At 38.6% G+C, this 12,993-nt stretch carries 15 protein-coding genes; 11 read left to right on the top strand and 4 right to left on the bottom strand.

What is annotated here, in order from left to right; translation table 11 throughout:
* Window positions 1-10 precede the first annotated feature (10 nt).
* Together B1NLA3E_RS19480 and yunB are read left to right on the top strand one after the other, a co-directional pair.
* Window positions 11-313, top strand: a complete 303-nt coding sequence (locus tag B1NLA3E_RS19480) for a YunC family protein (protein WP_015595531.1) — start codon at window positions 11-13, stop codon at window positions 311-313.
* Between the two features lie 74 nt (window positions 314-387).
* Window positions 388-1,146 carry a sporulation protein YunB gene (gene yunB, locus B1NLA3E_RS19475; protein ID WP_041580700.1) on the top strand — a complete coding sequence of 253 codons (759 nt, stop codon included), beginning with the start codon at window positions 388-390 and terminating at the stop codon, window positions 1,144-1,146.
* Window positions 1,147-1,191: 45 nt separating this feature from the next.
* Here the strand turns inward: yunB and B1NLA3E_RS19470 are convergent, their stop codons facing one another.
* On the bottom strand, window positions 1,192-2,169 hold the full coding sequence (locus tag B1NLA3E_RS19470; protein ID WP_083935200.1) for a M23 family metallopeptidase: 978 nt from the start codon (window positions 2,167-2,169) through the stop codon (window positions 1,192-1,194).
* 138 nt (window positions 2,170-2,307) lie between these two features.
* Between B1NLA3E_RS19470 and lipA the strand changes: the two genes are divergently transcribed.
* A complete protein-coding gene (lipA, locus tag B1NLA3E_RS19465; RefSeq protein ID WP_083935140.1) occupies window positions 2,308-3,261 on the top strand; it encodes a lipoyl synthase in 954 nt (317 codons plus the stop codon).
* A 40-nt stretch (window positions 3,262-3,301) separates the two neighbouring features.
* Here the strand turns inward: lipA and B1NLA3E_RS19460 are convergent, their stop codons facing one another.
* Window positions 3,302-3,976: a YhcN/YlaJ family sporulation lipoprotein gene (locus B1NLA3E_RS19460; protein ID WP_015595527.1), complete on the bottom strand. Its 675-nt coding sequence runs from the start codon at window positions 3,974-3,976 to the stop codon at window positions 3,302-3,304.
* Between the two features lie 136 nt (window positions 3,977-4,112).
* On the opposite strand from B1NLA3E_RS19460, the gene B1NLA3E_RS19455 reads away from it, so the two are divergent.
* Window positions 4,113-4,388 carry a YutD family protein gene (locus B1NLA3E_RS19455; protein ID WP_015595526.1) on the top strand — a complete coding sequence of 92 codons (276 nt, stop codon included), beginning with the start codon at window positions 4,113-4,115 and terminating at the stop codon, window positions 4,386-4,388.
* 73 nt (window positions 4,389-4,461) lie between these two features.
* On the opposite strand, the gene B1NLA3E_RS19450 is transcribed toward B1NLA3E_RS19455, so the two are convergent.
* On the bottom strand, window positions 4,462-4,728 hold the full coding sequence (locus tag B1NLA3E_RS19450; RefSeq protein ID WP_015595525.1) for a DUF3055 domain-containing protein: 267 nt from the start codon (window positions 4,726-4,728) through the stop codon (window positions 4,462-4,464).
* A 105-nt stretch (window positions 4,729-4,833) separates the two neighbouring features.
* Between B1NLA3E_RS19450 and B1NLA3E_RS19445 the strand changes: the two genes are divergently transcribed.
* Together B1NLA3E_RS19445 and B1NLA3E_RS19440 are read left to right on the top strand one after the other, a co-directional pair.
* Window positions 4,834-5,271 carry a DUF86 domain-containing protein gene (locus B1NLA3E_RS19445; protein ID WP_015595524.1) on the top strand — a complete coding sequence of 146 codons (438 nt, stop codon included), beginning with the start codon at window positions 4,834-4,836 and terminating at the stop codon, window positions 5,269-5,271.
* Window positions 5,272-5,519: 248 nt separating this feature from the next.
* The gene (locus B1NLA3E_RS19440; RefSeq protein WP_015595523.1) at window positions 5,520-6,287 is read left to right on the top strand and encodes a TIGR01457 family HAD-type hydrolase; all 768 of its coding nucleotides are present in this window, start codon (window positions 5,520-5,522) and stop codon (window positions 6,285-6,287) included.
* 178 nt (window positions 6,288-6,465) lie between these two features.
* On the opposite strand, the gene B1NLA3E_RS19435 is transcribed toward B1NLA3E_RS19440, so the two are convergent.
* Entirely contained in the window at window positions 6,466-6,966 is a 501-nt protein-coding gene (locus B1NLA3E_RS19435; RefSeq protein WP_015595522.1) for a phosphatidylglycerophosphatase A family protein, read from the bottom strand.
* A gap of 192 nt (window positions 6,967-7,158) precedes the next feature.
* Here B1NLA3E_RS19435 and yutH point away from each other — a divergent pair, with 192 nt between their 5' ends.
* From yutH to thrB, 5 genes are all read left to right on the top strand, one after another.
* The gene (yutH, locus tag B1NLA3E_RS19430; RefSeq protein WP_015595521.1) at window positions 7,159-8,169 is read left to right on the top strand and encodes a spore coat putative kinase YutH; all 1,011 of its coding nucleotides are present in this window, start codon (window positions 7,159-7,161) and stop codon (window positions 8,167-8,169) included.
* Window positions 8,170-8,306: 137 nt separating this feature from the next.
* The gene (locus tag B1NLA3E_RS19425) at window positions 8,307-9,296 is read left to right on the top strand and encodes a 2-hydroxyacid dehydrogenase (protein ID WP_015595520.1); all 990 of its coding nucleotides are present in this window, start codon (window positions 8,307-8,309) and stop codon (window positions 9,294-9,296) included.
* Window positions 9,297-9,714: 418 nt separating this feature from the next.
* Window positions 9,715-11,010: a homoserine dehydrogenase gene (locus tag B1NLA3E_RS19420; RefSeq protein ID WP_015595519.1), complete on the top strand. Its 1,296-nt coding sequence runs from the start codon at window positions 9,715-9,717 to the stop codon at window positions 11,008-11,010.
* Window positions 11,010-12,071 carry a threonine synthase gene (gene thrC, locus B1NLA3E_RS19415; RefSeq protein ID WP_015595518.1) on the top strand — a complete coding sequence of 354 codons (1,062 nt, stop codon included), beginning with the start codon at window positions 11,010-11,012 and terminating at the stop codon, window positions 12,069-12,071. The genes B1NLA3E_RS19420 and thrC overlap by 1 nt, the downstream gene beginning before the upstream one ends.
* Window positions 12,068-12,967 carry a homoserine kinase gene (gene thrB, locus B1NLA3E_RS19410; protein WP_015595517.1) on the top strand — a complete coding sequence of 300 codons (900 nt, stop codon included), beginning with the start codon at window positions 12,068-12,070 and terminating at the stop codon, window positions 12,965-12,967. Before thrC ends, thrB begins: the two co-directional genes overlap by 4 nt.
* The last annotated feature ends 26 nt before the right edge of the window (window positions 12,968-12,993 follow it).

Below are 12,993 nucleotides of genomic sequence, written 5' to 3'. Positions count from 1 at the left end.
GTGTGGAAAATTGATTGATTTGTCACCGATTGAATTAAATGGACATACCTTTATTAGCATTTCAGTTAAACTACCGAAGACAAATTTACTGGTTGTAACCAGTGATAAAGGATATATAATGTGCGGCGCTTTAGATGTTGGGCTGCTCAATGAAAAGCTAAGCGACAGGAAGATTCTTGCTGGGCGAGCAGTTGGTGTAAAAACGATTGACGAGCTTCTTAATGCACCGCTAGAATCTGTTACAGTTGAAGCGGAAGCATGGGGCATTCATAGGGGAATGACCGGGAAAGAAGCAATCCTAAAAATGATTTGAGAAAGATTAAATTCATATATTTTGAGCTAGTTCTCCTCTTGCTTGCATATATTTTGTTGAAGGGGGGATTAATTTTGCCAAAATTTCGCCGTCGGTTTCCGCGGAAAGGTCCTCTTCCTTTTCGTTATGTTATTTTACTTACGTTTGTTTTTTTTATTTTTTCAACTGCAACTGGTTTATGGGTCGTGAACACTGCACTAAAACCAACTTTAATGAAATATGCGGAATCTGAAACACGGAAAATCGCAACGCTTGTTATAAGCAATGCTATCAATAAAAAAATCGCCAGCGGGATGGAATTAGATAAAATTATCGAAAGTGTCCCTGGTCAAGAAGGGATGTCGAAATTAAATGCAGAGATTGTCAATCGGGTGAAGGCAGAAACAACAAGCCTCGTTCAAAAAAATTTAAATGATATTGAGAGTGGGAATTTATCAGAAATCGAGCTAATTACGGATGTTGAATTTGAAAAAAACAAAAAAAATAATTCGGAAGGAATTGAATATAGCGTTCCTCTCGGTAAAACAACAAATAATGTATTGTTAGGAAATATAGGCCCACAGATTCCAATCCAATTTTCAGCAATAGGTGATGTCAGTTCTGATGTAAAAACACAAATTAAGGATTTTGGGATTAATAACGCATACCTTCAAGTATATGTACACTTTAAGGTGAATGTCCAAGTTATTATTCCATTTGCTACAAGGGTAACAACAATAACTGAAGATGTGCCGGTAGCTATGTTTTTACTTAAAGGGAATGTGCCGCAATTTTATAATAGTGGGGGTAAATCGTCTGCTCCTTCTTTTGAAGTGCCAAAACAAACAAATTAGGAAAAAGTTGATCATAGGCAAAGAAAAGATAACAGGACTTTCCTGTTATCTTTTCTTTGCCTGCTGCCGGTCTTGGCGCTCCCAAAGTCTTAAATGAGGATAGGGATCATAGGACCACTCTGTATAACCATTATCTTTATACATACCATAATGCAAGTGAGGAGGGAATTTACCAGATGTTCCTGGTGGACCGTAGCCTGAACTACCGACTCCGCCAATAACCATTCCTGGTTGCACTACTTGTCCAACTTTTAACTCCTTTGCAAATCCGCTTAGATGAGCAAAATAATGGTAGTTATTATTGATGTCGCGAATTCCAATACGCCAACCACCATATTTGTTCCAACCTTTCATTTCAATAATTCCAAATGAGGTCGCCCGAACAGGAACCCCATAACCAGCAAAAATATCTGTTCCTTCATGAATTCTTCTTCCACCCCAGCCGCGTGCATCTCCCCAAGTATTTTTATAACTAAAATTGCTACGGATCGGAACTGGGAATGCATGATTTTCTAGATCAAGTTTTCCAAAATGCCGATAGAGTTTTGCTTTTCCAATAATAATCCCTACAGTCTTATCTCGATGGTAATATTCCCAAAGGCCGATTTTGATATTTTCATGATCCACTCCGTAAGAAAGAAGGTAATTGGCGAAAGCGAAAATGACATCTTCATCATCCGAGCGGTTTGCTCTTCCATCTCCGTTTCCATCAACCCCAATCCCGTCAAAAAATGCAATGGATGACGGGGAATCGTCATTCGCGTTTGGATTTAAAAGACCTGCCCATTCTTCGGGTCGGAAATAGATTCCAATAGTCCCTACAGGTTTGGGTAGATCACGGCGGGAGAATCTGATATTTCTTTCATACTGGTCAACAGCAGCAAGGTAATACCAAGGGATATTTGTGATTGCTTCAACCTTTTTATATAATTCCATTCTTTTTTGATATTTATCTTTATCCTGTTCATTTGCATGAGAATGTTCAACATAAAAGGCGAAATTCCCACAAAGCAAAATCATCATCAGAAAAAGCCGCAATGGAATCTTCCTCCCTTCTTTTTAATTCGTACACTTAGTTTGTGGATATCTTTGTAAAAACATTAATATCAATAAATGGTAATCGAGTTCTTTGCGCTTGTTCTCATTTTTTGATATGGTACAGTGAAAAGAAATAAACAGCATGAATGGAGTGGAAAAGTGAGCAAAAAAGAAGAATTGATACGTAAACCAGAATGGTTAAAAATAAAATTAAATACAAATGACAATTATACTGGGCTTAAGAAAATGATGAGAAACAAAAGTCTACATACAGTTTGTGAGGAAGCAAAATGCCCAAATATTCACGAATGCTGGGCTGTAAGGAAAACAGCAACCTTTATGATTCTTGGCGATGTTTGTACGAGAGCTTGCCGTTTTTGTGCAGTTAAAACAGGGCAACCTACAGAACTTGATTGGGAAGAGCCTGAACGGGTTGCTGATTCAGTTAGTTTAATGAATTTAAAGCATGTAGTGGTGACCGCGGTGGCGCGTGATGATTTAAAAGATGGAGGCGCCACTGTGTTTGCCGAAACAATTAAAGCGATCCGTCGTAAAAATCCATTTACAAGTATTGAAGTTCTTCCTTCTGATATGGGTGGGGTATACGAAAATATTCAGAAGCTGATGGAGGCTCGACCAGATATACTTAATCACAATATTGAAACGGTTCGCAGACTTACTCCAACCGTTCGAGCACGAGCAACCTATGAACGTTCCTTGGAATTATTGCGTCGTTCAAGGGAATTACAGCCAGACATTCCAACAAAATCTAGCATTATGATCGGAATCGGCGAAACAAAAGAAGAAATACTTGAAGCAATGGATGATTTAAGAGATAACCATGTTGAGATCATCACGATTGGACAATACCTCCAACCATCTAACAAGCATCTAAAGGTTGAAAAATATTACCGACCTGAGGAATTTCAGGAATTAAAAGAAATTGCATTTAACAAGGGATTCAGTCACTGTGAGTCAGGACCACTAGTGCGTTCTTCTTATCATGCCGATGAACAAGTAAATTCAGCATCAAAGAAAAAACAGCTTTCAGGAGAACAGGAAGCAAAAGAAGCATAGTAAATTAAAGAGTTCAGCCCAGTAAGCTGAACTCTTTTGATTATTTTTGCATGGTCTGACTTATATTATCATTAGTTAGGTTTGCGTTTGGTCCATCTTTTGATTCTCCATTAGCATTCTCACCACTGTTCATGTCACGTCCTTGTGGTGATTTTAACATTTGTTTGATTAGACCATTAATCATGCTATCAACGTTTCGACTGTCGGAATCTAAGGTTGAGTAATTTTCTACATTTTTTCTTAAATTTGTATTGTCAGAAACATAGACATGGTACCAGCGTGGAACGACTGTCATACCCATTCTTTTTACTTGGTCAGCTGTTTCGAATCTGTTGTTTGAGTCAGTTTTATATATAATTAATACTTCTTCATCTGTAACAAGCGCAGAGACATCATCAACATTTGGCACATCCGTACTATATTGACTAATAAGTTTTGCCAATTGTTCCCGGTCGATTGCAGCATAATGATCATTCGAAGAATTAGTTCCCATTACTGGGTTTCGAGAATGTCGTACATAACCAAAATCTTCACTTTTTTCCTGGAGGGATTTCTTATTCCCTTCGTTATAAAGCTCTGCTCTTTCGTTATTGACATTTATAGTGTTGCCGCTTGTTTTGTAAATCCCGCGAGTATCTTGGTCTGCTTTGTTATTTGCACAACCAGTTGAGGTAAATAGCGCGCAAATACCAGCAATAATTAGGCCTTTTCTCACTCAATCCACCTCCTCATGTTTAGAATGACCCGGAAACTGTGTTTTTCTCTTAGTAATTGATGGGGAATCAGTTATAATTTATATAAGACGAATTTTTAATAAAAATAGGAGTGACTTCAAAAGAGAGGTGAATATTTTGATTTGTATCAATAACGTTTGTTATGAAGTAATTGAAGACGAACGAACTGGTTTTAATGAAGAAGCCTTTAGGGGAAGATATAGTGATATTTTAAGCAAATATGATTACATTGTTGGTGATTGGGGTTATGGTCAACTTCGCCTACGCGGTTTTTTCGACGATCAGAATCAAAAGGCTTCGTTTGATACAAAAATAAGTACATTAACTGAATACTTATACGAGTACTGTAATTTCGGATGTGCTTATTTTGTCATGAAAAAAGTGAATAAATAAAAAATAGGTCAGATATAATTAATCTGACCTAATGTTATTACATACTAGCTTGCCTTAGTTGAAAGGATCGTGATTAAATTGTTTCATAAAGAAATGATCTTAATTCCGCGGCTTCTTCTTCTGTGAACTGGAAAATATGTTCTAAATATCCTTCTTCTTCGAGGTCATCAGGCCCAATAATGGCAAAACGACTTCCTTGTAAATCTAACAGTAATTGTTTGCCATAGAACCGTCCAGATTGAACGATAGCAAGGTCAAACCTTTGTGTATCGCCAACAAAACTGACAAAACGTGTTTTTGATTCTTCTTTTTCATCATATAAAAAATAGCGATGCGTCATAAAGACCTCCTGAGTAATGCAAATGGGATGAATTTGTACATAATGCTATCTTATCAAATTTTTCAATTGTTAAAAAATAATCAGTCTTGAAAGGGTGAAATTGTCATGTATTTTATTGATAGAGAAAAAATTGAAGCAATCTTGGTTTACTTAGAAAAACAAATAAGCTTGTTTGAACGGACCCAGGATTGGAACACACCAGTTGAAAAAGCGGCTTTGGAACGTATACCCCATATTATGATAGAAGCAATATTGGATGTTGGAAATGATATTATCGATGGGTTTATCATGCGGGATCCTGGGAGTTACGAGGATATTATCGATATTTTAACAGATGAGAAAGTGGTTTCTGAAGAGGTTAGTTTAGGACTTAAAACAATCATTCCATATCGAAAAATACTTGTACAGCAGTATATGGAAATTTCCCATGAAGCGCTGCAACAGGATTTTACCGATACGTTACCAATCTTAAAGAAATTCGCACCAATGGTAAGACAGTATCTTGAAACTGAACTCAGCCCCGTTTCTGCTTTTAAAAAATAGGCTCTTTGATTGGAGCGGAAGGCACGAGACTCCTGCGGGAGCACGAGCTGAGTGAGACCCCGCAGGGAGGAACGACCGAGGAGGCTCACGGGCGAGCCCGCGGAAAGCGGAGTGCCTGTAGCGGAAATCAACAGACAAGTTTAACACAGCCAAAAAATAAACCAAAATAAACAATGCTTCCAGTCGTTTGGAAGCATTGTTTTGTCTAGAACAACAGGAAGAATACGCTATTTTTAGGAGTGAGAATGATGAAAAAATACAGTGGATATTTAATTGACTTAGATGGAACCATGTACCGGGGGACGGAGAGAATCATTGAGGCAGTCCAATTTGTTAAAAGACTTCATGAAAAACAAATCCCCTATTTATTTGTAACAAATAATTCATCCCGGACGCCTGAACAGGTTGCCGAAAAATTAAGAGAGTTCGATATACCAGCAAAGGCACAGCAAGTATTTACAACTAGCCAAGCAACTGCAAACTTTATTAATGAACAAAATCCTGCTGCAAGGGTTTATGTGATTGGTGAAGAAGGGATTCAAACAGCACTTGAACAAAAGAATTTTCAAAAAGCGGGGGAAGATGCTGATTTTGTTGTCGCCGGAATTGACCGGGATATCAGTTATGAAAAACTTGCCGTTGCTTGTTTAGCGGTTCGAAATGGGGCAACTTTTATTTCAACAAATGGAGACATTGCGATTCCAACGGAAAGAGGATTGCTACCTGGAAATGGTGCACTCACATCGGTTATCACGGTTTCTACGCAAACAAAGCCAATCTTTATTGGGAAACCAGAGTCGATTATCATGGAGCAAGCATTAAAGGTGTTAGGAACGAAAAAAGAAGAGACGTTAATGGTTGGGGATAACTATGACACAGATATTTTGGCAGGAATGAATGCTGGGTTGGACACTTTGCTTGTCCATACTGGTGTAACTTCGAAGGAGCATCTAAAAGGATACTCTAATCAGCCAACGTTTGTTGTTGATTCTTTAGCAGATTGGTTGGAAATTTAGTAAGGATATTGCAGGGGGAATCCAGGATTCAGAAGGATTCCTCCTGATGGTGAAGGGGCGGAGCGACGCAAATAAATTTTTTCGTTGTTATTTTGATGCGAAAGCAAATAAATTTATATACATAAAATAACCTGTTTTGCTCTGCTCACACTACCTTGTTTGAATAATAATTGATGAGTCAATCAACATTTGCTGCTCGATGGGCAAGCCGGCTGGAGGCAGCGGCGGCAATTGCACCAACTAGATCGTCTAAAAAGGTATGGCATTTACCAGATGATTTATCATTTAAATCCTTTAGAATACCAGGTTTTTGCTTGTCAATAAATCCGTAATTTGTAAAGCCTATTGAACCGTAAACATTTACGATTGAAAATGCCAGAATCTCATCTACGCCATAGAGACTTTCATCCGTTTCAACAATTGTTTGTAATGGTTCTTCTAATAGCCCCTTTTCAGCTAATACATCAAGCTGAATCCCTGTTAATATTGCATTTTGGACTTCTCGTTTTGACAAAACCCTTTCAACATTATGAATACAATCTTTCATTTGTAAATTTGGATGATATTTTTCTTGAAGATAGAAAACCAGGTTTGCGATATCTTGAATTTCGACTCCCCTCTCATGAAGCCATTTGCGTGCTGTTTTCTCTGTCATTTTTACGATGTTATTTTCGTCCATATGCTCACCTTTTCTTCTTCATTTGTCCTATATATATACACTTTTTTATGAAAATATTCTCGTTAAAAAAGTCTCCTTTATCATCATCTCCTACAGTTATTGACTTATTCAAATACCCATCGAAGTTGCAAACAAGTTTTTAACCCAAATCACATATATATAAGTATCGAAGCCTGAAAAAGAGGTGGAAAGATGATTCAACTGTGGCTTGAAAGAAACTATGGTATTAAAGCCGATGAAGAAATTAAAATTGGAAATTACTCTGCATGTAGAAGGGGAGACCAGCTTTATTTTTTAATCCGCCCTGTTAACAAGGACACAGATGAACTTTCTGAGTTACAAACAATCGCCTTACATTTATCACAAAATGGAGACAGTTCGGTTCCATTGTTTTTTCCTGCCAAAAATGGAGAGTTATTGAGTCAATGGGAAAATGATAAAGCGTGTGTCCTTGTCAGCAAAAGTGTGGAGAGAAGGAAAATAACTAAGTTAGGTAGGAAGTTAGGCAAATTCCATAAACGGGGAAGATCCTTGCAGTATCCAATAAAAAAAATAAGCAGACTCGGGCAATGGAAGGAACTATGGGAAAAAAGATTAGATCAAATGGAAAATGTTTGGAACGGGAAGCTTTTTCAATTTCCTGAAAATGAATTTGAAAGAATGTTTTTAGAGTCATTTCCTTATTACATGGGATTGGCAGAGAATGCAATTCAATATTTGGTAGATACTGAGTTAGATGAAACACCTACCGAAATTGACCATGGTACAATATGTCATGAGAGATTTAGCTCAAGCACTTGGGGAGATAGTATTTTAACTAAGAACCCTTTTGAGTGGGTACTTGATCATGGTAGCAGAGACCTTGCTGAATGGACAAGAGAACGCTATTTTTATAACACGCAAACCTATGAACCAGATTTGAAGGGATTTTTTGCTGACTACCAAAGTACCACAAAACTATCCCCATTTTCTTGGCGTCTTCTTTATGCAAGAATGTTATTCCCACTACATTATTTTGAGAGTGTAGAGGGATATTATTTGACTCAATCCGAGCAGACAAGAAATTCTTTAGAGGATCAAATGTTAAAACTGCTTAATCAATCTGGTGAATATGAACAATTTTTGAGGAACTTTTATCATGTAATAGAAGCCCCAATCCGAACCCGAAATATTCCAGAAGTTGAATGGCTCAAAAGACTTTAATTTTTATGGTTTAATTTTCCTAATATTACTGTCACAAACAGCTTGCAGACAGCAGATTTGCTTTATTTTGCTTCATGTAAACCCTTCCTTGTAGTATATTAGAATAGTAATTACGATATTTGGAAATGGGGTAAAGTATGAAGCCTTATATTTTTATTACAAGGAAGCTTCCAGAAAGTGTAATAGTCGAATTGAGTAATCAGTTCGAAATCAAGATGTGGGATAGTGAGGATATTCCTGTACCTAGATCGATTTTATTAGCGGAGGCAAAACGCGCTGATGCTTTGATTACGATGCTTTCAGATCCTATTGATGAAGAAGTATTATCATCCGGGAATTCCTTGAAAGTCATTGCCAACCTTGCAGTAGGTTATGATAATATCGATATCCAAGCAGCAACTAAACGGGGAATTGCTATCTGTAACACTCCCGATGTCTTGACCGACACAACCGCCGATTTAACATTTGCTTTATTGATGGCGACTGCTCGCAGAATCGTTGAATCTGCTGAATTTGTAAAAGAAGGAAAATGGCAAAGCTGGAGTCCGTTATTATTAGCTGGACACGATATTCATCATAAAACAATCGGAATTGTTGGGATGGGTAAAATCGGGGAAACGGTTGCGAAAAGAGCAACTGGTTTTGATATGGAGATTTTATATCATAATCGCTCGCATAAACCAGAAGTGGAAGAAGCGATTGGGGCGAAATACGTTTGTTTTGAAGAGTTAGTAGGACGCTCAGACTTTATCGTTTGTTTAACACCGTTGACGAATGAAACAAAAAATTTATTTACTCGTGCAGTTTTTCAAAAAATGAAAAAATCAGCTATTTTTATCAATGCTTCTCGGGGACCAGTTGCTGACGAGCAGGCATTATATGATGCTCTTGTTAATGGGGAGATTGCCGGAGCAGGGTTAGATGTCTTTACAAAAGAGCCAATTTCTGCAGATCATCCGCTCCTTAAACTTACGAATGTTGTAGCACTTCCTCATATCGGAAGTTCAAGCATGGAAACTAGAATGACGATGATGAAATTGTGTTTAGAAAATATAGAAATGGTTCTAACCGGAAAAGATCCTAAGACGTTAGTAAACAAAGACTGGAAGGCCCAGTTTTCTCATTAAAACTTGTAAACCTGTGAAGTGAAATACTTCGCAGGTTTTTTTAGTGAAAGGCTGTGTTAAAGCTCAATGTTGATTTTTTTTGCAAATGTTGATTGGAGTGGAAGGCGCGAAGACTCCTGCGGGAGCAGCGGGACAGGTGAGACCCCACAGGCGCTGAAGCGCCGAGGAGGCTCACCGCCCGCCCCGCGGAAAGCGAGCGCCTGGAACGGAAATCAACATTCTAGTAACACCGCCTAGTGAAAAAGAAAAGTTCAACACTAATAAAGGAAATACATAAAATTAGGCTTGAGTCATGTAAGCGGTTTATAATAAAAGGGGATAAAAAACTATTGTAAAAACTGAAAACTAGAAATATAATGTCTTTTATACAAACACAATTGTTCGTTGTAAATGAACAAAGGGACGGGAGGTAATCGGATTGGAAGCTATCTCAATTGGGATGTTAGGTCTAGGTACAGTTGGCACCGGTGTTGTGACAATTATTGAGAACCACCAAGATAAATTAATGCATCAAGTTGGTTGCCCTGTTAAATTAAAAAAGATCCTTGTAAAGGATTTAAATAAACCAAGAGCAGTCGAAGTTTCACAAGAACTATTAACTACTAATGAAGATGACATATTAAATGACCCTGATATCGACGTAATAATCGAAGTAATGGGTGGGGTTGAACACACCAAGGAATATGTGCTTAAGGCATTAAAGCAAAAAAAGCATGTCGTTACCGCAAATAAAGATTTAATGGCAGTATATGGTACGGAGCTACATACGGTTGCTGCAGAAAATGGTTGTGATTTATTTTATGAAGCTAGTGTTGCTGGTGGTATTCCAATTTTAAGAAGCTTAGTAGATGGATTAGCTTCTGATCGAATTACAAAAATGATGGGGATCGTCAACGGAACAACGAATTTCATTTTAACAAAGATGACCAAACAAGGTGCAGCGTATCAAAATGTTTTGAAAGAAGCACAAGAATTGGGATATGCAGAGTCCGACCCAACTGCTGACGTTGAAGGATTAGATGCGGCTAGAAAAATGACCATCCTTGCAACACTTGGCTTTTCCATGAAGGTTGATTTGGATGATGTTAAAGTTACAGGAATCACCAAAATTACTGAAGACGATTTGAAGTATGCGAAACAGCTGGGCTATACAATGAAGTTGCTTGGAATTGCTAAGCGGGAAGAGGAAAAGGTCGAAGTTAGTGTTCAGCCTACACTCTTACCTGAAACACACCCACTTGCTTCCGTTAATGACGAATATAATGCCGTATACGTTTTTGGTGAAGCCGTTGGAGAAACTATGTTTTATGGACCAGGAGCAGGTAGCTTACCAACAGCGACATCCATTGTTTCTGATTTAGTTGGTGTGATGAAAAACATGCGTCTTGGTGTGAATGGAAAAAGTGCAGTAACTCCACAATTTCCGAAACAAATGAAAGGGCCAGAAGAAATTTTTTCCAAATATTTCTTACGCCTCCATGTATTTGATGAAGTTGGTGTATTTGCTGATATTACGGGTATCTTCTCCAAACACCGTGTTAGCTTCGAAAAGATCCTTCAAATGCCATTAAAGGATAAAGAACTGGCTGAAATTGTACTTGTAACGCATCACGCTAGTTTAAAAGATTATGAAGAAATCCTAATTGAATTAAAAGATTTACATGCAGTTAAAGAAATTAAAAGTTCATATCGTGTGGAAAGAGGAGAAAGATAATGAGATGGAAAGGCCTTATTGAAGAATACAAAGAGTATTTACCGATTACAGAGAACACGCCCAAGTTAACATTAAATGAGGGGAACACTCCACTAATCAAGCTGGAAAAATTGTCTGAAGAGTGGGGCATCAATCTATTCGTAAAAACAGAAGGAGCTAACCCGACTGGTTCGTTTAAGGACCGTGGCATGGTGTTTGCTGTTGCCAAAGCGAAAGAAGAAGGCGCTGATACGGTAATTTGTGCTTCGACCGGAAATACTTCGGCTGCCGCCGCTGCGTATGCAACAAGAGCTGGCATGAAATGTATCGTCGTCATTCCTAAGGGGAAAATCGCCCTCGGTAAGCTGGCCCAGGCTGTTATGTATGGTGCTGAAATCGTATCGATAGAAGGTAATTTTGATCAGGCTTTGGCAATGGTTCGCAAAATTAGTGAAACAGAACCTGTTGCACTCGTAAATTCTGTAAATCCTTATCGTCTAGAAGGACAAAAGACAGGTGCGTTTGAAGTTTGTGATCAGCTAGGGGCTGCACCTGATATTTTAGCCATTCCAGTTGGTAATGCCGGAAACATTAGTGCTTACTGGAAAGGCTTTAAAGAGTACAATGAGAAGAAAGATTATAAGCTTCCTCGAATGTTTGGCTTTGAAGCTGCAGGAGCAGCTGCGATTGTTCATAATCGAGTGTTTGAAAATCCGGAAACCATTGCAACAGCTATTCGAATTGGAAACCCTGCTAGCTGGGACCTTGCTGTAAATGCGGCGAAGGAATCAAACGGAGTAATTGATGAGGTAACGGATGAAGAAATCCTTGCTGCTTATCATAAAATAGCCTCAACTGAAGGAGTATTCGCAGAGCCAGGTTCGTGTGCTTCTATCGCTGGTGTTTATAAGAAAGTTCAACAAGGAGAGATTCCTGCCGGTTCAACAGTGGTGGCGATTTTGACTGGAAACGGATTAAAGGATCCAGATACAGCAATCGATGCCAGCCCAATCAAGCCTGTAGCACTTCCTAATGATGAAAAAGTAGTAGCAGAATATATTAAGGGAGTTGTCCGTCAATGAGTGAAGACGGACTGTTTGTTATCAAAGTTCCGGGCAGTTCGGCAAACCTAGGCCCGGGATTTGATTCCATCGGCATTGCTGTAAATCTATATTTAACTATTACTGTAGAAAAAAGCGATGCCTGGGAAGTAGTACCTCAAAGTAAAGAACTTGAAGTTTTCCCAACAGATGAAACCAATTTTATTTGTATGATGGCAATCCAGACAGCATCTTTATATGATAAAAAAATGCCTCCTTGTCGTTTGAAGGTGGCCAGTGATATTCCGCTTGCTAGGGGACTGGGGTCAAGTGCCTCTGCCATTGTAGCTGGGATTGAATTAGCAGATTGTATTTGTCAGCTCAATTTATCTAAGAATGAAAAGCTGGCGATCGCTTCCAAAATGGAGGGCCATCCTGATAATGTAGGGGCCTCTATCTTTGGTGGATTATTTATTGGTTATCAAAATGATGATGAAATAGATATGTCAGTAATATCTGATGTCAGCTTTGATCTGGTCGTAGTGGTTCCAAAGGAAGTCCTTTTAACAAAGGCATCCCGAAACGTTCTCCCCGATCAACTTCCTTTTGCAGAGGCTGTGAAAGCTGGCGCGGTAGCGAATTTACTTGTAGCTTCGCTGTTAACTAGGGACTTTCAGCTTGCTGGTAAAATGATGAAGTCTGATCGGTACCATCAACCATACCGGAGAAAACTCGTCCCTCATTTTGAAAAGATTGAAGATATTGCATTGGATCAAGGAGCATTTGGTGCTGCCCTAAGTGGTGCGGGTCCATCTATTCTTTGTTTTGCAGAAACGGGTTATGGGGGGGAACTAGCTGGCGTCCTTAAAGAGAATTTTCCTGAAATGGAAGTGCTTGAATTAACAATTGACCGTGTCGGAAGTGTGGTTAATTCATAATCCGGGAACAAATAATAAAGGGCCAG

Origin of the sequence: Bacillus sp. 1NLA3E, assembly GCF_000242895.2 — a bacterium.
In the GTDB taxonomy this organism is placed as follows: Bacteria; Bacillota; Bacilli; order Bacillales; family Cytobacillaceae; genus Bacillus_BU.
Note: the sequence above shows the minus strand (reverse complement) of the source record. Positions and strands in the feature narration are given on the sequence as shown.

Coding starts and splice junctions, on each gene's coding strand:
- thrB (WP_015595517.1), top strand. CDS start 12,068: ATGAGTGAAGACGGACTGTTTGTTATCAAAGTTCCGGGCAGTTCGGCA.
- B1NLA3E_RS19470 (WP_083935200.1), bottom strand. CDS start 2,169: ATGATGATTTTGCTTTGTGGGAATTTCGCCTTTTATGTTGAACATTCT.
- B1NLA3E_RS19425 (WP_015595520.1), top strand. CDS start 8,307: ATGAAGCCTTATATTTTTATTACAAGGAAGCTTCCAGAAAGTGTAATA.
- B1NLA3E_RS19435 (WP_015595522.1), bottom strand. CDS start 6,966: ATGGACGAAAATAACATCGTAAAAATGACAGAGAAAACAGCACGCAAA.
- B1NLA3E_RS19445 (WP_015595524.1), top strand. CDS start 4,834: ATGTATTTTATTGATAGAGAAAAAATTGAAGCAATCTTGGTTTACTTA.
- B1NLA3E_RS19440 (WP_015595523.1), top strand. CDS start 5,520: ATGAAAAAATACAGTGGATATTTAATTGACTTAGATGGAACCATGTAC.
- B1NLA3E_RS19450 (WP_015595525.1), bottom strand. CDS start 4,728: ATGACGCATCGCTATTTTTTATATGATGAAAAAGAAGAATCAAAAACA.
- yutH (WP_015595521.1), top strand. CDS start 7,159: ATGATTCAACTGTGGCTTGAAAGAAACTATGGTATTAAAGCCGATGAA.
- thrC (WP_015595518.1), top strand. CDS start 11,010: ATGAGATGGAAAGGCCTTATTGAAGAATACAAAGAGTATTTACCGATT.